The sequence below is a fragment of the Candidatus Omnitrophota bacterium genome, from assembly GCA_025453395.1.
Classification (GTDB): Bacteria; Omnitrophota; Gorgyraeia; order Gygaellales; family Profunditerraquicolaceae; genus JAlOQK01.
Window position 1 is genome coordinate 134276 of sequence record JALOQK010000003.1, and the last position, 19663, is coordinate 153938.

22 protein-coding genes are annotated in these 19663 nt (G+C 41.6%); 20 read left to right on the forward strand and 2 right to left on the reverse strand.

Features of this window, described 5'->3' with window-relative positions; genetic code table 11:
* Complete coding sequence (locus MUF05_04715; protein MCU0666376.1) at nucleotides 1–663, reverse strand: response regulator transcription factor; 663 nt, start codon at nucleotides 661–663, stop codon at nucleotides 1–3.
* 14 nt (nucleotides 664–677) lie between these two features.
* The gene (locus tag MUF05_04720; GenBank protein MCU0666377.1) at nucleotides 678–1622 is read right to left on the reverse strand and encodes a HAMP domain-containing histidine kinase; all 945 of its coding nucleotides are present in this window, start codon (nucleotides 1620–1622) and stop codon (nucleotides 678–680) included.
* Nucleotides 1623–1752: 130 nt separating this feature from the next.
* Here MUF05_04720 and MUF05_04725 point away from each other — a divergent pair, with 130 nt between their 5' ends.
* The 20 genes from MUF05_04725 (at nucleotide 1753) to MUF05_04820 (ending at nucleotide 19586) form a co-directional block, all read left to right on the forward strand.
* Nucleotides 1753–4911 carry a hypothetical protein gene (locus tag MUF05_04725; GenBank protein ID MCU0666378.1) on the forward strand — a complete coding sequence of 1053 codons (3159 nt, stop codon included), beginning with the start codon at nucleotides 1753–1755 and terminating at the stop codon, nucleotides 4909–4911.
* Nucleotides 4895–5302, forward strand: a complete 408-nt coding sequence (locus MUF05_04730; GenBank protein MCU0666379.1) for a type II secretion system GspH family protein — start codon at nucleotides 4895–4897, stop codon at nucleotides 5300–5302. Before MUF05_04725 ends, MUF05_04730 begins: the two co-directional genes overlap by 17 nt.
* A gap of 1 nt (nucleotide 5303) precedes the next feature.
* Nucleotides 5304–5921 (forward strand): hypothetical protein, encoded by a 618-nt coding sequence (locus MUF05_04735; GenBank protein MCU0666380.1) that lies wholly within the window; start codon nucleotides 5304–5306, stop codon nucleotides 5919–5921.
* 127 nt (nucleotides 5922–6048) lie between these two features.
* On the forward strand, nucleotides 6049–6327 hold the full coding sequence (locus MUF05_04740) for a hypothetical protein (GenBank protein ID MCU0666381.1): 279 nt from the start codon (nucleotides 6049–6051) through the stop codon (nucleotides 6325–6327).
* Between the two features lie 127 nt (nucleotides 6328–6454).
* A complete protein-coding gene (locus MUF05_04745; protein ID MCU0666382.1) occupies nucleotides 6455–7465 on the forward strand; it encodes a 2-dehydropantoate 2-reductase in 1011 nt (336 codons plus the stop codon).
* Nucleotides 7462–8055: a TIGR04076 family protein gene (locus tag MUF05_04750; protein MCU0666383.1), complete on the forward strand. Its 594-nt coding sequence runs from the start codon at nucleotides 7462–7464 to the stop codon at nucleotides 8053–8055. The genes MUF05_04745 and MUF05_04750 overlap by 4 nt, the downstream gene beginning before the upstream one ends.
* 2 nt (nucleotides 8056–8057) lie before the next feature.
* Nucleotides 8058–9320 carry a beta-ketoacyl-[acyl-carrier-protein] synthase family protein gene (locus MUF05_04755; protein MCU0666384.1) on the forward strand — a complete coding sequence of 421 codons (1263 nt, stop codon included), beginning with the start codon at nucleotides 8058–8060 and terminating at the stop codon, nucleotides 9318–9320.
* 1 nt (nucleotide 9321) lies between these two features.
* Nucleotides 9322–10554 carry a beta-ketoacyl-[acyl-carrier-protein] synthase family protein gene (locus tag MUF05_04760; GenBank protein ID MCU0666385.1) on the forward strand — a complete coding sequence of 411 codons (1233 nt, stop codon included), beginning with the start codon at nucleotides 9322–9324 and terminating at the stop codon, nucleotides 10552–10554.
* Between the two features lie 108 nt (nucleotides 10555–10662).
* Nucleotides 10663–12123 (forward strand): B12-binding domain-containing radical SAM protein, encoded by a 1461-nt coding sequence (locus MUF05_04765; GenBank protein ID MCU0666386.1) that lies wholly within the window; start codon nucleotides 10663–10665, stop codon nucleotides 12121–12123.
* A 42-nt stretch (nucleotides 12124–12165) separates the two neighbouring features.
* The gene (locus tag MUF05_04770) at nucleotides 12166–12396 is read left to right on the forward strand and encodes an acyl carrier protein (protein ID MCU0666387.1); all 231 of its coding nucleotides are present in this window, start codon (nucleotides 12166–12168) and stop codon (nucleotides 12394–12396) included.
* An 11-nt stretch (nucleotides 12397–12407) separates the two neighbouring features.
* Entirely contained in the window at nucleotides 12408–13208 is an 801-nt protein-coding gene (locus tag MUF05_04775) for a cyclase family protein (protein ID MCU0666388.1), read from the forward strand.
* 57 nt (nucleotides 13209–13265) lie between these two features.
* Nucleotides 13266–13706, forward strand: a complete 441-nt coding sequence (locus MUF05_04780) for an SRPBCC family protein (GenBank protein MCU0666389.1) — start codon at nucleotides 13266–13268, stop codon at nucleotides 13704–13706.
* Complete coding sequence (locus MUF05_04785) at nucleotides 13703–14479, forward strand: SDR family oxidoreductase (GenBank protein MCU0666390.1); 777 nt, start codon at nucleotides 13703–13705, stop codon at nucleotides 14477–14479. The genes MUF05_04780 and MUF05_04785 overlap by 4 nt, the downstream gene beginning before the upstream one ends.
* A gap of 50 nt (nucleotides 14480–14529) precedes the next feature.
* Complete coding sequence (locus MUF05_04790) at nucleotides 14530–14919, forward strand: hypothetical protein (GenBank protein MCU0666391.1); 390 nt, start codon at nucleotides 14530–14532, stop codon at nucleotides 14917–14919.
* 109 nt (nucleotides 14920–15028) lie between these two features.
* On the forward strand, nucleotides 15029–15937 hold the full coding sequence (locus MUF05_04795) for an amidohydrolase family protein (GenBank protein MCU0666392.1): 909 nt from the start codon (nucleotides 15029–15031) through the stop codon (nucleotides 15935–15937).
* 179 nt (nucleotides 15938–16116) lie between these two features.
* The gene (locus MUF05_04800; GenBank protein ID MCU0666393.1) at nucleotides 16117–16383 is read left to right on the forward strand and encodes a helix-turn-helix domain-containing protein; all 267 of its coding nucleotides are present in this window, start codon (nucleotides 16117–16119) and stop codon (nucleotides 16381–16383) included.
* On the forward strand, nucleotides 16383–16799 hold the full coding sequence (locus MUF05_04805; GenBank protein MCU0666394.1) for a type II toxin-antitoxin system death-on-curing family toxin: 417 nt from the start codon (nucleotides 16383–16385) through the stop codon (nucleotides 16797–16799). Before MUF05_04800 ends, MUF05_04805 begins: the two co-directional genes overlap by 1 nt.
* A gap of 32 nt (nucleotides 16800–16831) precedes the next feature.
* Entirely contained in the window at nucleotides 16832–17737 is a 906-nt protein-coding gene (locus MUF05_04810; GenBank protein ID MCU0666395.1) for a TIGR04076 family protein, read from the forward strand.
* Nucleotides 17734–18846, forward strand: coding sequence for a radical SAM protein (locus tag MUF05_04815; protein MCU0666396.1), 1113 nt, complete (start codon nucleotides 17734–17736; stop codon nucleotides 18844–18846). Before MUF05_04810 ends, MUF05_04815 begins: the two co-directional genes overlap by 4 nt.
* Nucleotides 18843–19586, forward strand: coding sequence for a hypothetical protein (locus MUF05_04820; protein MCU0666397.1), 744 nt, complete (start codon nucleotides 18843–18845; stop codon nucleotides 19584–19586). Before MUF05_04815 ends, MUF05_04820 begins: the two co-directional genes overlap by 4 nt.
* The last annotated feature ends 77 nt before the right edge of the window (nucleotides 19587–19663 follow it).

Below are 19663 nucleotides of genomic sequence, written 5' to 3' on the forward strand. Positions count from 1 at the left end.
TTAGCTGGGGCTAAAGATGTAGCCTTTTGCATAAACACTTCTTATATACCTGTTTCCGATCTTTTTGCGCAAGGCATTGATGTGCACGTCTACTGTGCGGGTGTCTTGCGCGCTGTGGTATCCCCAAACCTGCTGCAAAAGTTCTTCCCGGGAAACCACCTTGTCTTTATTGGAGATTAAAAAGCGCAGGATCTTCAATTCCAATAGTGAAAGCGCAAGCTTCCTTTTTTTCTTCACAGCAAGGCATCTTCGAAAGTCTATTTCCAGCGCGCCATCTTTATACTCTACCGCAGTAGAAGCTTCTTTGCGCCGCAGAAGGGCTTTTATTCTGGCTTTTAACTCCTCCAGGCTGAAGGGTTTAGTGATATAATCATCACTTCCCATTTCAAGCCCCTTGACTTTATCCGAGATCTGATCTTTTGCCGTGAGCATAATAATACAAGCGTCAATGCCGTTTTCTTTTAGTTTCCGGCATAACAAGAAGCCGTCTGCGTCAGGCAGGATTATATCCAGCAAAATAAGATCCACTTCTTGGGATTGGGCTATATTTAAGCCTTCTTTTCCGGTTGAAGCGCTTAATACAGTATATTCTTTTTCCAGCTCGTCTTTTAATCCCAGCATAATCGCCGGCTCGTCTTCTATTATCAATATCTTGTTAGGCATAAACTTTCAATTTTTTAGGGTATGGTTATGGTGAATTTTACCCCTCGCGGGATTTGATTTTCTACCGTAATTTCTCCATGGTTTTTTTCTATGAAATTCTTGGCTAAGGTTAACCCCAGGCCGGTGCCTTTGCCTTTGTGGTAAAACGGGTCAAATATTTTCTTCTGCTCATCTTTTGGTATTCCATCTCCCTGGTCGATAATCTCTATTGTTGCGCCCTGTCCTTGGGCGGACAAATTAATAGTTATTTTACCCGATGCGGGTGAAAATTTCAGGGCGTTGTCCAATATATTGATAAATGCGCGGGTAAATGATTCTTTGTCCAGCTTGATCTTATGCCCTATGTCTTTGAAGTTTATTTCCAGGCGGCAATCAGGGCGGATTAAAGACGCGGGGTATTCCTGGATAGCTTTTTGCGTTAACTGGCCAATGTCTGTTTCTTCAAAACACAAATTTTCTTTTTTGTTTTCCGCCTTAGAAAAGTCCAAGATATTGCTGATTAGGCTGCTCAAATAATAGCTTTGCTGCAGGATGTGCAAGTGGTATTGGCTTTGTTTATCCGCTTCTTGAGGATTATTCACCAGCCTTTCTGCTAAAAGCCGTATTGCGGTTAAGGGTGTTTTTAATTCGTGGGAAACGGTGGAAACGAAGTTGTTTTTCAGCTTTGATATTTCCATCTGCCTTTGGATGTCTTGAGAGCTTAAATAGCTTCCCGTGGCCATGATAAGGACCAGGGCAAAAATGATGAGCGAGAAAGCCAGGGTGCTTATTTTGGTATAGGAACCGATATTTTCTCTTATAAAAAACGCTTTTCCGGACTCGTTTAGGACATAGGAAATTATCTGGTATTGACGGGTGAGCATCCAGAGGGCGATTACCCCCAGGATGACGCTTGAGGCAACTACAATATAAGCGTAAATTTCTATGCGTTTATTGTTTATAAAGTCAACTTTGCCCATTAAAGTAAATCTAACACAGCAGCCCTAAGATGTAAAGGGAATTTAGGATTGTAAGGGAAATGTAAAATCAGCTTAAAAGGTATTGCAATTGTCTTTGGAAAGAGGTATATTTTGTATAAGGAGAATTATCATGGAAAAGATTACCGGGAATAAAGGGATGGTTCTTATTGTTTCTCTTTTCTTGGCCATTGTAATCGCTACCATGGCTGGCATATTATATTTTCGCGCGGTTAACGAATCGCGTTTGTCAGTAATAAGCGACGCGGCGCTTCAGGCTTTTTACGAAGCAGAGGCGGGACTGGCTTTTGCTTATGCCGCGGAAAAAAAGAGCAATTTTACCTGGTTTACCCACGCAGATAAGATTACAAAGGCAAGCGCAGTTTCGGTTCCTTCTGGCGTTCCGGGCGCAATTGATAACTCAAGCGGTTGTTATGTTGTATCAGGGCGTAATTTTAAAGTCAAAACTTTCCCAGAGAAAAAAGGTACTGTTGAAACCGGAATTGTGGTTGTGCTGTCACAGGCTACTATTAACGGGGTTACCCGTACTTTAGAGCATCGCATTGGCCAGAAATCCGCTTATCAATATTTTTTCTTCTTTCCTGAAGACCACACCTTTGATACCGCCACTTACGACGGACGCAACTTTGGCGGGCTTCATGTGAATGGCGATATCAACCTTATCAACCATCCGACCTTTGCTTTCTTAACTGAATTAAGCAGCGGTTCAAATACTTCCCATAAAGGCTATATCCGAAGGCCGCTTTTAGAGGCCTTTACAGCTTTAAGCGGCAACAAGGATTATAATATTTCAGCTTCTAGCGTCCAAGGGCTTCCATGGCAGCTTTATACAAATATTAACTATCGCACTTCAAACGGAGATATCGGTTCAGGAACATATACTACTTTTAAGATTGGCGATATCAACAGCCCCGCAACAATAAATATCCCAGAATATATGGGCGGGCAGTGGTCATTTGATAAATATACCAAGGCGGGTTCGCCCACAACTTATAATATTACGGAAACCTCTTTGAAGAATGCCGGATTGCGAGAGATTACTTCTTCCGCAGGAGATGTTTCCTTGTTTGATAATAACAAATCTATCAATATCAACTTTGGGGGTTCACCAGAAAGCCTTACTGAGAAAGAAATGTTTAAGAGGATATACAACCTTCCGGATGATCAGCAAACCAGTTATTGGAGCCAATATTGGGATCAGTGGAAAGTCAATCATAATTCCGATTATTCAGCTTATCATACTTCTGGAGTGTTAACAGCGGGAGATGATTGGAAAAGAAGATTATTTTGGGCAACTTATGACTGGAAAGATTACAATTCTGACGGTATCCCTTACGGAATAAACCGGGAGTGGTGGGAAGATTTAAGTTATGGAGACGATTATTACGATTATGGCCCTAATGGCACATCCCCGGCCTGCGTGGTAGACCACGACACAGGATTGTCATTAGATAAATATTTCTTGAACACAGAAGAACAGGGTACGCAATGGAAAAATTTGTTAGATGCAAACAACCTTGATGAGGCCGCAGATAATAAAACCCTTGTTTTAGACAGAAGCCAGGGCGGCAAAGAAATCAATGCCGGGGATATCATTAGCAATTATGATACTTCAAGTTATAGTGTTTTAGAAGGCCAAGCGCGCAACAGCGGGATTTATATGGGGGTTAAGACTGATCAGGCCTATAAGGATTGGCAGATTTTGGCTGTGACTGCCAGCATGAAGGCAAATTCTGCGCTTGATAAAGCGAATGCCAAATTTTCTGAATGCACGGTAAAATATAATCAGACCGCATGTTCTTCAACTTCCGGAGGCTCAACATCAGCAGAAGCCGTTGCTTGTTGGTCAGATTATAGCGGCCTATACCAAAAATATACTCAAGCTTATGGCGAATACACGCAAGTTATGCAGGATAAGCCTCCTACTGTTTGGTGGGAAGGTAAAAATTCAAATCTTCTTAAGGATTGCGTTTCTGAAACTCCGTTTTATAACGCGCAAAACCCTGCCCGGGGCAGCGATGGGAAATATTCTCCCAGCCATATCCTTACCATTGATTTAGCTAAGCTTAAAAGCAATATTGACCAGAAAGGTTCGGGTTTTAACGGGATCATCTATATAGATTTGGACGCTTACCAATGGCAAGAGAATACTGTGGATGACGGAACTAAAGTTTCAGATGAAAAGAGCGCTATTGGAGTAATGTTTGTTAATGGAGAGCGCCTTCCGGATCAGGGTTTAAGCATAGTTACTAAGCATAATGTTTACGTTAAGGGGGATTTTAACCTTGACCCGGATGGAGATTCTAGCCGTAACCGCGCTGCCGACCCCTCAAATGTTTTAAATACCGTTGCGAATAATAAAGGCCTTGATGTTGATGATTTTAAATGGCGCCCAGCGGAAATAATCACCTACAGGCAGGTATACTTTCTATCGAATGATTTCAATCTGCCAAAAACCATGCCTTTATTGGATACACAATATGGGCAATTTTACGATGAATATTATAATAAGACTCGAGCGGATGTGGTTACGCATCCTTTATATGGCGCACCGGATACTGCCACAAGCGCTTCTGCCAGTTGGATGCCTGCGTATAATAGCTCGGATTCTTCATGGGGGAAGATAAATGATTGGTTTTCTCTTACCGGGATAACCCCCCCAGCTTCATGGGATGTAAACTGGCTTGATGGCAATCAGCTGAACCAGATGGATTCCACCCCGGATTTGTTAACTGGCGTAAACGGGAAACAATACCCCAAATGGGATAATTACAGCTGGAGTGATTCTTATGTCTATAAATTAGACGATGGCTCAGGCGGGACAACATATATCATGCGTCAGGATTTAAAGTATCAACTTTATAGCAAAGTACTGAGTGCCTATAGAAATCAATACGCTTACAATGTTAGTAACTCGCCCGCGGCATACCAGATGGTTGATGTTGTGACCCGCCCGGAAAGCTATATTTACAATACGGCAGTGATTACTCCCTATGCCCCAGAGGGGTATAGTTTAGAGCGCTGGAACAATAAGAATCGCGTGATTAACGGCGCGTTTATTCAGCTGCCTTCAGGTATGCAACTTCCCGTTCCCGTTGAATCTTATAAGGATACTGGTTCCGGAGCAATAAGGTTTAACCAGCCCAAGAAAACATTTAATTATGAGTCTCGCTTTGGTAAAAACGGGGATCCTTCTGATCAGCCCCACGCAAGGTTATTATTTGGCATGGATTCAACATGGAGGGAAATAAATAATGCCGCGTTTCAATAAGAATAAGGGTTTTAGTTTGATTGAAATCCTTGTTGCCTGCGTGATTATCGCGGCATCCGCAGGAGCTTTTATGCTGTCTTTAGGCCAGACAGCTAAGGCAACCGGAACATTTGATGATACCGATATAGCGCTTAATGCCGCCCAGTCTAAGATGGAAGAGGTCGGAAATGAAGATTTTAGCACCGATAATATAGCTAATATTATATCAGCATACAATAATAAATATTTCGCGGTATCCGGGCTTTCCGCGCCAAACAATTGGCCCAACCCAATACTTGTGACTATAAGCCAGATCAATAATGATTTATATGATGTTTTGGTTAAAGTAAGTTGGCAGGCCAGGGGAAGGACATATCTTAAGCAATTAAAAAGGACATTCGCTTTGAAATAATATGAAGAATAAGGGGTTTACTTTAGTTGAAGTATTTATTTCTGCGGGGATAATGTTATTGGTTGTTGGGACAGCCTATACTATTATCTTGACAGGAAATTTTTCTATGAACACGCAGGAAAACGAAATTAATGCTCAAAATTCCGCGCAGCTTGCCTTATTTCAAATAGCCCAAGATTTACGCCTTGCAAGCGGAGTTAAGGTTTGGGTTTCTGACGGTTTTGGGACTACACAGGGCACACCAGCAGTCGCCTATAAAGTAGTAAACTTTCAAATACCTGTGGGCAGCTTTGAGTCTGCGATAGCTCTGGATAGCAATAATTACATTTCTTGGGGCAGTGAAAGGCTAAGCTTAAGCGATGATGGCACGGGTAATTATATCGCTTATAGCCTCGATAACCAGGGCCAGATCATAAGGACAGTTTATAGCGCGTCTGGCACAGTCTATACCACTAAAAAGACAAGGATTGTGGCAAGGAACATTTCTAGCCTGAATTTCACGCGCAGCTTATCAGAAAATTTACTGCAGATTCAAATTACTTCTAATATTCTAGCCAGCAAGCAGTCCGCGCCCATACAAAAGACGGTGTCCACGACAGTATTATTAAGGAACGGTTAATCCAACCCTTTTATAATCCTATACTTACATTCTAAACAAAATTGCTTGACAGGGTTGTTTTGTCTTTATATAATAACGAGAAATTAGAATAGTAAAATTTTACTATATTAAAAAAAGAAGGAAGTTTATGGATTGGGATATAGAGGTAAAAGAGCGCCTAAAGCAGATGACTGCGAAGATTCCGGTTTTTCACCGGCACATTACCCAAAACGCGGTTACGCTTAAGGCGGAAGAAAACGCCCGCCAAAGAAACTGCCCCAAGGTGGAAGAAGTGGATGTCTTGGGCGCTTTTTTTTCGGATGTGCCTTCGCCATTCTACAGTATGATGGTCAGGCTATTAGAGCAAAGCGGTTTTGACTATAAAAAATACGGTTTTCCTAAAACGAAACCCAAACTTATGGAGTGATAACGCACTCCTGCCTGCCGGCAGGCAGGTAAGTTTGAGGTTGAGTTTATCCCGACGAATATGCCAAAATTATGGAACAGAATTTTGGCATAGTTTATGAGTCGGGATAGAGAAGCAATAAAATAGAATGAAAATTGGGGTTATTGGCGCCGGGGCAATAGGCAACCTTGTTGCCGCGTATCTTAAATTAAAAGAAGAAGATGTTTTTCTTGCTGGCACAGCATCGTCTATTGATGCCATAAAGAAAAATGGCCTTGATGTTTCTGGTGTGCGCGGAGATTTTCATCTGTCTTTAGATTGCGGATTATTGCTTAATGAAAAAAAAGACCTTGTAATACTGGCGGCCAAGACACAGGATTTAAAAGAAGCCCTTAACGCCAACTTAGATTTTATTAAAGGCGCTTTATTGGTTACTACGCAAAACGGCGTTGCCGCAGATAGTATTGCTGCTGGTTTTGCCCCCAAGGAAAATATTATCTCAAGCATTGTTATGTTTGGCGCTACTTATTTAGAGCCGGGAAAAATAGTGCATAATTTTGAAGGAAGCTGGATTTTAGCAGGCGCCTTTGGCAAAAATAATAAAAAAACCCCGCAGGTATCAGAGGTTTTAAATAAAATATTCCCTTGTTTAGTAAGTGAAGATATCCGGGGGATGAAGTATTTAAAGATCTTTGTTAACGCCAACAATTGTATCCCGGCGGTATTAGGCCAGAGCATGCAGGAAGCGTTCTCTGACCTAGAAATAAGCAGAATCAGTATTGCTATTTGGAAAGAGGCCATGGATGTGGTTTCGCGCTCTAATATAAAACTTGTTTCTCTGCCGGATTTTCCTCTTGAAAGGCTAGTGCGTATGACCCAAATGCCGATTTCCGAAGCCGCGCGCATTTATTCCGGGATCATGGCGTCTTTAAGCAAACAGCCCGTTTATGGCTCGATATTGCAGAGTATTAAACGTAAACGCGCTTCCGAAATAGATTACATTAATGGCGAATTCGTTTCTCTGGCAAAAGTCCATAATTCACAGGCGCCGCTTAATGAAATGCTGGTTAGTATGGTGCACAGGGTAGAAAAAACAGGGGATTTCTTTTCAAAAGAAGAGCTTTTGAGTAAAACCAAAGATTTAGTGGAGAAGATATGAGCGAAGTCAATACACCGTTCCCAAAACTAAGGTTAACCGTTAGCGCTGTTTATGGTGAATGTTACCATGGCTACAAAAAGGGCGACGAAATAATTTTAGAGGATTTTACCCACCCGCCAAAGCATTTTTGTCTGGGCCTGGCGCATGCCCTTTTTCCGGTAATTTACGCGTTAAGTTTCGGAGCAAGATTTCCCTTTCGTGACAATCAAAGGTCTTTATTGGTGACCTGCCCTGATGGTGGTAAGCTTGAATTTAAAGCTGAAATCTTAAACAAAGATGGCAAGATAGAAGAAATGCCTAAGGATCCGAATTTCAAAGGGCCAAATCCAAAGAAGATGATAATTGAGGTGGTTGAGGCAAAAGGAAAATGTACTTTTGGTTATAAAGTAGGCGATAAATGGGAGACTTGTGGCTTGAAGTGTATTCCCGGATTTTGCGGAGCAGCATTTCATACTGCCTTTCCGGCATTGTTCGCGCTTAATTTTGGCGCCAAGTTCTTTTTTATGCAGGATCCAAATTCTATTGATACTGTAACTTGTCCCGATGGCGGGAACATTATATTTAAGGTAAAAAGGATTGAAGAGAAATAATTATGAATAAAAAACGCGTTGTGATTACAGGTTTAGGGGTTATATCCCCCAATGGCATTGGAAAAGATAATGTCTGGCAGGCGATGGTAAATGGAAAGTCCGCGGTGCGTAGGGTGGATAGTTTTGATGTTTCGGTTTTTAACACCAAGATTGCCGCCGAGGTTAGAGATTTTGATCCTTTTAAATTGGGCCTAACCCATGACGAGGCCATGCGTATGGACCGCTATGTGCAGTTTGGGGTTGTGGCAGCTGATATGGCGATAAAGGATAGTAAATTAGATTTTTCTAAAGTAAACCTAGAGCGCGTGGGGGTGTGCCTTGCCAATGCCATCTGCGGCACAAAATATATGGAAGAAGAATTCGCCCTTGTTACTGATGACGGGAGAAATCCCATTGATCCTTTAAAGGTGCGCCCTGATTTGTATGATGCCGCGATGTTTAATACTCCCTCCATAGAGATTTCCGCGCGTTATAAATTAAAAGGTTTCTGCAACACTCTTTCTACCGGTTGCACCGCCGGGACAGACTCGCTTGGATTCGGTTTAGAGGCCATTCAGGACGCAGAACAGGATATTATGGTCTGTGGCGCGGCCGAGGCGCCGATTACGCCGATTACCTTTGGGGCTTTTGACGTGGTCAATGTCTTGTCTGTGCATAATGATATTCCGGAACAGGCCTCCAGGCCGTTTGATAAGAAACGTAACGGCTTTGTGATTTCCGAGGGGGCAGGGATACTTATCTTGGAAGAATTAAGCCACGCCTTAAAAAGAAACGCGCATATTTACGCGGAGGTATCGGGTTTTGGCACAAGCTGTAACGCCTTTCATATGACTGACCTGCCTTCTGACGGAACAGCTATGGCAAATTGTATTAATCTTGCCCTTGCCGATGCTTCTATGAAACCGCAGGAGATCGATTACATAAATGCCCATGGCTCTTCCACGCGCATGAACGATATCTTTGAGACTGCGGCCTATAAAATGTCATTTGGGGATTACGCCTATAAATTGCCGGCAAGTTCCTTAAAATCCATGATCGGCCACCCGTTAGCTGCGGCAAACGCCATAGAGTTAGTGGTTTGTTGTTTTATTTTTAAGAATAATATTCTTCCTCCGACAATAAATCAAGAGGAGCGCGACCCTTTATGCGACTTGGATTATGTTTCAAACGTGGCACGGGAAAAGAAAGTAAATACAATATTAAAGACTTCAAGCGGTTTTTCAGGGATACATTCGGCCTTAATTGTGAAGAGGTTCAAAGAATAAAATGGATAGAAAAATAGCAATCACAGGTTTAGGGATAGTCGCTCCTTCGGGAATAGGCCGTAGGCAGTTTTGGGCAAACATTAAATCCGCAAGAAGCTTTGTGAAAAAGATCAACCGTTTTGACGCTTCTCGGTATCCATCGCATATTGCCGGGCAAATTGATGAGCTTGATAAGTATAGCAATGTCTCCGAGCGGCTTCTAAAAAAGATGGATGCCTTTTCCCACATGGCGTTGATTGCTTCGGAGCTGGCGTTAGAGGATGCCAAGATTGATATAAAAAAAGAAGACCCGAATTTAGTGGGGATATTTTTGGGCAATGCCATTGGCGGCTGGCTTTATGCCGAAACAGAATTAAGGGACCTGTATATTGAGGGAAGAGACGGAGTTTCTCCTTATATGGCCTCAGCCTGGTTTCCGGCTGCGCCGCAGGGCCAGGTGTCTATTTATTACGGGATAAAAGGTTTTTCTAAGACCGTTGTTTCTGACCGCGCCAGCTCCCTTGACGCGTTAGGCTATGCCAGAAAAACCATTTCTAAGGGCAAGCTAAATATGATTTTAGCCGGAGGCATGGAAGCGCCGGTTACTCCTTATGCTCTTTTATGCTGCAATACTTATGGCGGGCTTTCCGTAGAGAATGATAACCCGGAAACAGCCTATAGGCCATTTGATAAGAAAAGAAGCGGGTTTGTTATTGCTGAAGGAGCCGGGATAGTGGTGTTAGAGCCGCAGGAAAGAGCTTGCAAGCGAAATGCTCCGGTTCAGGCCTATATCTGTGGTTATGGCTCTACCTGCGACGCAGTAGACAGGATTAATCCGGATAAAGAAGGCAAAGAATTAGCCCGCGCGATTAACATGGCTTTATCTGATGCTAACTTTTCTCCTGAAGATATTGATTATATAAGCCTTGATGGCTTAGCAGTGGGCGTGTGGGATGATTCAGAAATTAAAGCCCTAAAAGAGGTTTTTGGAAAGCGTATGGAAAAAATACCAGTTAGCTGCCCCAAGAGCATGTTTGGAAACTTATTGGGCGCATCTGGGGCGGTGGACCTTATCGCAACAATTTTAGCTATGGAGAATAATTTGATTCCGCCTACCATAAATGTAGAATCTTGCGCCTATGAAGGGATAAACTTGATTTGCAATAAGGCAGTTCCAGCAGAAATAAAAAAAGCGCTTATTATCTCCCGCGGCAGAGGCGGGATAAATTCAGTCTTGGCAATAGAGAAAGCATAAAGCGTAAAACGAAAAATTAAAAACCATAATTCAAAACTCAAAATTTTTAATTTTACACTATAGTTTTTCACTTTGAGCTTTTAGTTTTACGCTAAAAATGGAGGATTTATGAAGATTTTATTTGTGATGCCTAAAGTTGGAGCCTGGGCTACCCACGGAATACATCGTTCGCCTAACCAGCTTTACGCGCATTGGGCCGCCTATGTCCGCGAAAGAGGCTATAAGGATATCGCGGTTATAGACGGAAAAGCTGATCAGACCCCTATGGATGAATTAGTCCAAAAGGTTAAAGTTATAAATCCCGATGTGGTAGTTATGGGTGAGCAGCTGCATGGTTATGGCGGATACGGGGTCCTAAGGCATTTTAAAGAAGCAGCGCAAAAGATTAAAAAGGCGCTTCCCAGGACTAAAATCATCTTAGGCGGCTTGTGGTATTCAGCTATGCCAGTACCCACCCTTGAGGAAAACCCGGAAGTAGATTTTATTGTCATGGGCGAAGAAGAATCCTTTGGCGATTTAATAGAAGCAATAGACAAAAAAACGGATCTTAAGAATGTAGGAGGGGTTACTTCTCGCGTAGACGGACAAATTGTGATGGGGCCGCATAAACCATTAATGAAAGACTTGGATAAATTGCCTTTGCCGGCCTATGATTTGTTTCCCATGGATAAATATGTGGGCCACACTTATTGGAAACCATTTGTGGATATGGTAACAAGCCGCGGTTGTCCTTCGGCGTGCACATTTTGTTATGAGTGGGATCAATATGATCCTCGCCATCCTTCGGATTTTTTGACTTGGCGCGCCAAATCTCCAGAGAGAGTCATTGAGGAGATGGAAGTCCTGCAGAATAAATATGGGGTAAAGGTAGTAGTTATCCAGGATGATAATTTTAATGTCGACCCGGAACGGGTAAGAAAATTTTGTGAATTAAAAAAGAAGAAGAAAATTGATATTAAATGGGTTTCCTTAGGAAGAGCCATTGACTGGGTGAATTGTGAACAAGTATTGCCATTAATGAAAGAAACCGGGCTTTTTATGGGAGTTTTCGGCATTGAGGTAACTACACAGTCAGAGCTTAAGAAAATCGCCAAGGGTATTACTCTTGATCAGATCCAGAAAACTATTGAGCTTTTGCGCAAACACGATATCGCCATTGTCGCGGATATTATGATGGGTTTTGATTATGACACCGAGCAGATTATTAAGAAGCGATTTGAATTTACCGATCAGGTTGATCCGGATATTTTGTGGGTGGGCTACGTAACCCCAGCTCCTAATTCTCCGATGTGGAGGATCGCCATGAAGAAAAACTGGATCGATCCTAAGAAAGTTGATTTCAGCACTTGGGATTTTCTGCATCCGGTTATTCCTACGGATCATCTTACTACCGAAGACTTAGGCAGGCTTGGCTCATGGTGCATGAGAGAATTTTTCTCTAAGCCCGGAAGAATACATAGGATCATGGAAAGCAATTTTGATCCTCTAGCGAAGTTATGCTTTAAAGATGTTATGGATGGGATTAATAAATGGGAAAACGCAGCCACTAAAGGTGAAGTGCAGATATAGCCCGCAGTTATGGACAGGTAAGAACTCAAAAAGAGGAGTAAGATGGATACAAAAGCAAAAATAAAAGATACCTTTGTGAAGCTACTTAAAGTAAAGCCAGAAGAATTAAAAGACGAAGTGTCTTTGGTAAATAGCATTGGAGTAGATTCAACCGAGATGGTGGAAGCCTTGATTGCCTTGGAGAAAGTCTTTAATACCAAGCTTGGGCCCAAAGAGATTACCAAGAATTCTACCATAAGCGAAATCGAAAAAGTTATTCAGTCCAAACTATAAGGCGGCATCTGATGCGCATAATTGACTTGAGCCTTCCCATTGATGATAAGGCCTTTGAGGTGCATCATGTAGAAATAGAACGCACCTCCCACGCCTCCGGTGTTGAAAAATTTAACCGCGTGATTATGGGCAAAACCCTCATCGGGAAATTCAAATACCTTCTAGGAAAACGTATTGTAAGAAAAGAAGACCTTCCCGATGGAGAATTTCTATCTCTGGAAGTAGTACACGCGCCGGTGCATATCGGTACCCACCTGGATTATTCTTTTCATTATGGTTCGAAATCCGAAGGGAGACCCTCAAAAACTGCAGATGAGATCCCACTTGATTGGTGTTATCAGGATGGTGTAAAGCTTGATCTGTCGCATAAAAAGCCCAACGAAACCATTAAGCAAGAAGATTTAGAAGAGGCTCTTAGTAAAATAAATTATAAATTAAAAAGTCTTGATATTGTATTTTTACAAACTGGCGCAGATAAATTCTACGGCAAGCCCCAATATTTCTCTGAATATCCAGGTGTTGATATATCGGCGATAGACTATCTTTTAGATAAAGGAATTAAGATTTTTGGGGTAGATACCATGGGTATAGATAGGCCCTATAAATTCATGCTCAAAGAATTCTTGGAGACAAGAGATCCCAAAACTTTCTACCCGGCGCATTTTTATGGACGCAAGCGCGAATTTATTCATATTGAGAGATTAGCAAATTTAGACAAGCTGCCGGATTTTGGTTTTAAGGTGATTTGTTTTCCGGTAAGAATTAAAAACACAGGAGCGGCTTGGTCGAGAGTGGTAGCGATAGAGGAGTGATACCCCGCGCTTATAATGAATTGCGCGGGTATGCCCTTGTGGGCAAGGAGGAAAGCTATGGGGCATACGTGTAACTCAATTATTATTAACGCGCCGTATGATTTGGTTTTTGATATTTCAAATGATATCCCGCGCTGGACACAGCTTTTCGGCACAGAATACCAAAAAGCCGAAGTCCTGGAGAAAAAAGATAATAAGATTACCTTCCGCTTAACTGATGAAGACGGCAAATCCTGGGTTTCCTGGAGGCTTTTATTTAAGGATAAACAGTTTACCTATTCTCAGCGCCACGAGCCGCTTTTTCCATTTAAGTATATGAAAATTGTCTGGTTTTATACTCCCAAGGGTACAGGAACAGAAATGACCTGGATCCAGCATTTTGAAATGGACGAGAAAGCCAAATTCAATGACCAACAAGTGGAAGGGTTTATTAATGAGGGGTCACAACACAATTTGAAAATATTTAAAGAGATTATAGAAAGAGAGGCAAAGAAATGAGCGTTGATTTAAAAGGAAAAACCGCGATTGTTACCGGTGCTAGCCGCGGCATCGGAAAGGCGCTTGCCGCAACTTGCGCAAGTTTAGGCGTTAATTTAACCATTGCCGCGCGCCAAGAAGGTCCCTTAAAAGAAACTGCCGAAGAAATCTCCAAGAAATACAAAGTGCAGGTTTTGCCTATTGTCTGTGATGTGGCAAAGCTAGAGGATTTAGAGAATTTGGTCAACAAAACCAAACAGAGGTTTGGGCAAATTGATATTTTGATCAATAATGCCGGCGTTTCCAGCCAGTATCCTTTTCATAAACAGCCCATGGAGGATTTTGAGAAGTTAGCGCATACCAATTATCTGGGTTATGTGCGTTTAATCCGCTTGGTAATTAACGAGATGATGGAAAAGAAATCCGGGGCTATCATTAATATGGTTTCCGGGTCCACGCTTTGTGATCCCCTGCCGCGCAATTTTATCGCCTATAGTTCTTTGAAGGTGGGGTTACGCGCTTTTCTAAAAGGGCTTTTCTGGGAAATCCGTGATTCCGGGATTAAGATAACTTCCCTTCTTCCGGGAGTTACTGATACGGATTTGACCGGAAAACTTCAAGAGATCACCGCGGACACCTCAAGGCTGATGACTACCGAGGCAATTGAAAACGCGGTTAAGTTTGCTTTAACTGTTCCAGCCAATGTTTGTCCTTTAGAAATTGCCATTATTAATCAGCAGACACCGTGGACCGCGCCGGTAATACCGTTTAAACAGCAACATCCGGAGAAATAATAGCTTTAAGCTGTAAGCTTTAAGCTATAAGCGAAGGATTAAAAATAACGATGCAAAAACAAGATATAAAAAATCTTAAGAAACGATATTTAGTCTGGTTCTATAAAATCGCCAAAGAGGCGTTGGATAAGGTTGAGCGTAAGTTTACCCAGGCGCAGGTAGATAGGATGGTTTTAAAAGAGCTTCGTAAAAACCATAATCCCGGGATAAACAGATTTATTGATGATTTTGAAGTTTATATCGCGAACAAAGAAAAAGCCGGGCTTGAATTAAAACATGGCGTTGACGGCCTAAAGGATGATTATCAATTTTTGTGCCTAAAGATTAACGCTGTGGAGAAAACCATTATTTCTGTTTTGGGCAAGAAAGCCCTAAAAGAAATAAAAGCCCTTTATGAAAAAGAAATGACCGAGCGAATACTAAAGAGTACGGAACACTAAGGAGCGTAGAACGTAAAGCGAAAAGTGCAAAACTATAATTCAAAACTAAAAATTATTAATTTTACACTATAGTTTTTCGCTTTAAACTTTTAGCTTTGCGCTAGAGATTATGATAATAGATAGTCACTCCCACTGGTTGCCGGAGGAAATTATCAGCAACGCCCATTTCTATCACAAGGTATGGGGAGATGTCCAGGCGCAGGTTAAGGCCATGGAGCAGGCAGGCGTTAGTAAAGCAGTATTAACTTATCCTACCTCTGATGCGCATCTTAAATTAGGCGGCATGAAAGAAGCCGCGAAAATCTATAACGATAATGTTTCAGAGATAGTTAAACGTTTCCCGGATAAATTTATTGGCGCAGCCAGTTTGCCTGCGGATAATAAAGATAATTTGCTTGCTGAATTTAAGCGCGCGACAGGAGAATTGGGTTTTAAGGCCTTGTCTTTAGCCTCCAGCTATAATGGGGTTTATCTGGACGATGAGATTTTTTTACCTATATATAAAAAGGCGCAGAGCAAGAAGATAGTTATTTTCGTGCATTCCCAGATTGTAAATCCTATTGGTTTTGAGCGGGTCAAGGATCCTTTGTTGACGCCAGTCGTAGAATATATCTTTGATATGACAATTTGCATCGGAAAACTTATGATGTCCGAGGTTTTTGTAAATTATCCGGATGTGAAATTTGTCTTTGCCAATTTTGGCGGGGCAGTGTCATTGTTAAAACAGCGTTTTGATGCTACTTACCAGATGCTGCGCAGTGTAAATTTTGTCAAAGACTTGAAGAAGAATCCTTCAGAGCATTTAAACAATATCTATCTAGATACCGGTGGTGATACTACCAAACATAATTTTCAATTAGCGTTAGATTTAGTGGGTGCAAATCATCTTGTCTGGGGCAGCGACTGGCCAGCGAAGAAAGATATTGCCAGTTCCATTGTAGCGGTGAAGGATTTAGATATTTTGGAGGAAGATAAGAAAAATATTCTTGGTGGGAATTTGAAAAGGATATTATCGTAGATCGTAGACGCTTTACGTAAACTATTGGTAGTTATTAGTTTACAAAACAAATCCGGGTTGGCATTACTTTAAAAAAGATAAAGCGGAAATTTTACTTGACTGCGGGCATAGTTATGTTAACCTTATCCTATTGGGTTAACATGTGTTAACCTTGATGATGTTGGTTAACAAGAGGAGATATGATGCAAGCCAAAGGGAATCAATATGTTACAATACCAGCATTAGCCAAGATGCTTGGCTTAAGCAGGATAGCTGTATTTAAGAAAGTGAAGAAAGGCGAAATTGAAGCCATTAAGATTGGCAGGACCTATGGAATCCCTAAAAAGAATCTAGATGCGTTATTTGGGAAAGTTTTAGGCGAGCAAGAAAAGAAAGAAATCGACCTCGCCGTAGATAAAACCGTCAGCGAATATGGGCAAACGTTGAAACTTCTGGGCAAAGACTAATGAAGCAGCTTACAGTAAAAGAAGTCGAGTATATTGCTTTTAGGTTAGCGCAGAAGATTTTATCTTTTAATGAGCCGATACCGGATTTTGCCACGCGTTTCCCAAATATTTTGGAAAGTTGCCTGGCTTCACCTTTTGTTACTTTTGGGGGCGAATCAGGATATTCGTCACTTGTGGATAAAGCAAGCATTTTGTTTTATTTATTAGTAAAAAACCATACTTTCCAGAACGGAAATAAAAGGATTGCTATGACAACATTGTTAGTATTTTTGCACAAAAATAGAAAATGGTTCAAAGTGGACACGCAGGAACTCTATAATCTTACAATGTGGATAGCCCAAAGCCCGGCGAAATATAAAGAAGAAACAATAAAAGCAATCCAGAAGTTTTTAAAAACCAATATTATTCAGTTGTAATAAAAAATAGGGGTGGTTATAATTTTCGCAATATGAACGATTTGTTTCTTGACTCCGGAGATCTAGAAGCCGCTCAAAAGTTTTTGCGCACATTAGATGCGCAAAAACTTTGTCCGTTTGCCGCGCATGCTTTGTACCCGTATGTGGTAAGTTTCCAGAATGGAAGTTTCTTCCCTTGGCGCAAGGATAAAGACACAGTTTGCGCGCAATGCCCGAATCCAGATTCATCTGTGTCTTTTAGGGTAGAGCGCAAAACTGATAAGATCATCGCTGTTGTAGAAAATTTGAAAAGCCCGTGTCAGGCTGGCCACAAGATAGGTGACGTCTTCCAGTTGAAATTGGTTGGAGATGGCGTTGGTTTCGATGCCTGCAAGATGAATGAACCCGGCGATATAAGACTGGAGATACTTCGTTTTAGCAATAGCTGCCGCTATTATCAAAAGCCAGGAAACGTGAAATGGTCAGATCTGTCGCCAGAGGGTTTTTGTTTGTCTTGCTATGCTCAAGGCTATCCCGATGCTTTGGGCCTGCTTTACCAGGGCAAAAATAAAGAATTTAATTTGTCTTGTTTCAGAAAAAATGATCCTATAAATTTCCGGGTTTTTTCTAAAGAACATTTTTTATCTTTACCTTTACGGCTGATAGAGAAGGCATTAAGGTTAGTTGGTTTTCCGAGTGATGTTATTGATAGAGTAGTGCTATTTAGGGTAAGTGTCTCGGAGAAGAATTGTCCGCAGAAACTTGAAAAAGGAAAAGTTTCCCTGTTTAATATCTACAACCGCCGTAAGGCGTGCCCGGCTGTGTCTTACACGCTATTTCCGTTTCTTGCCATGGCCAAAGAAAATATTTTTCCCTATTGGGCAGAAGAAAATAAGATTCTGGATGTGCATTGCCCGGACCCAAACGCAGATGTAGTTTATCGCATAAGAAAATCATGAGAAAAACCGTTAACAAAATTTATCGCGGCGCAAAAGCAGTGAATTCGCTTTTAAAATATAAAATAACGCGTAAGCCCTTTCCTTTATGCGCGCATCTGCAGATTACTAAACGTTGTAATTTACGCTGTATTTATTGTTATGCTGACCCAGCCAACCTTACGAATACTCCGGATCTGGAGTATAAAGAATTCATAAAATTAGTGGATGAATTAACTTCTATGGGCACGCGCTGGATACGCTTTTTAGGCGGCGAGCCTTTGATCCGCGAAGACATAGGCCAAATGATTGATTACGCCAAATCCAAGGGCGCAGTGACCGAAATGAATACCAACGGATTTTTCATGAAAGAGCGCGCCAATAAGATTAAGAATTTAGATTCCCTGGTGGTTAGCATTGATGGTACTAGGGAAACTAATGATAGGTGCCGGGGAATTGGTTCATACGCAAAAGCCATTGAGGCAATTGAGATTGCCAAGGATTTAGGCATGTCAGTGCGTTTACATGGCTGCCTTTCAAAGTATCATACCCTGCAGGATATTGAGCATTTGGCAGGTCTGGCAGTAAAATACGGCACAGCGTTTAATTTTTCAGCTCCGTCTCCGATATATTTTCGTGATGATCTGCGCATGGATGGGCATCCATCTCAAGAGCAGGTGGCTATGTTGCATAAGAGGTGTGTTCAATTGAAGTCCCTGGGTTATCCGTTAACTAATTCCAGCATTTCCGAACAATACGTAAAAAAATGGCCCAATCCGCATAGTGATGTTTTGCGCAAAGAAGATTTCGCCAAGTTGAATATCACCCGTGGTAGCTATGTTCCTTGCGCTGCGGGCAAGCTCTATTGCACTATTGACGTAGATGGAAGAGTCTATGCCTGTGCCTCGCTTTGGAAACATGGGTTAAATTATCGTCAGGTGGGTTTTAAGAAGGCTTGGGAGTATTTGAATAACCTTGATTGCTATTCTTGTAATTATATTGCCAATATTGAATTAAATATGCTTCTTAGCCTTAATCCCAAGATGCTTTTTGAAGTAGGCTCTTATGTCTTAGGCCAAACTGCCTGTCGGGCTTCTAGAAAATTTAAAAAGGAGAAAATATCATGCAGATGAAAAAAGAGGTTCATTTAACCGGTAAAGATTTGACAGAGATGGTGCAGCTAAGGCCGCAGGATGTGGGTAAGTATGCGATTGTTCCTGGGCCAAAGGACAGGCTAGATGCCTTGATGAAGAAAATTGAGAATCCGGTAAAGAATTTTTCTTTTATGGAATATACTATGTATACCGGCACCTATGAAGGGATTAAGCTTACCGGGATAAACGGCGGAAGGTTTTCTACGGATACATCCATTACCACAGAGGTAATGTGCAATGCTCAGATACCCAACATTATCCGTATCGGAACCTGTGGCGCGCTTGATGAGAATATCAAGGTTGGAGATTTATTTGTAGTAGATGAAGTGATCCGCGGGGATGGAGTCACTCCCTATTATGTGGATAAAAGCTTTAAAACAGTTTCCGATAAGAAAATCTCTGATATTATGTATGATATAGCCAAAGGTATGGGCCTAACTGTCCATCGTGGAATTGCCTGGACCACCGACGCGCTTTTGCGCGAAACCCGCGAAATTGTGGAAGCAAAAAGAAAAGAAGGCGCAAAGGCAGTAGATATGGTTTCTTCTACGCTTTTAACTATTGCCCAGACCTATAAAATAAAAGCCGGGTCAATCTTGGCGGTAAGCGATAATGTTATTACTGGTGAAATGGGTTTTATGAATCCCTTGTATTATATGGCAGAATCAAATCTGATTACGATTGCCTTAGAGACAGTTAAAAAACTTGAAAGTAGTTAAATATATATTTTGTTAACGTAAAGCTTAAAGTGGAAAACGCAAAACCATAATTAAAAACTTAAAATTTTTAGTTTTAC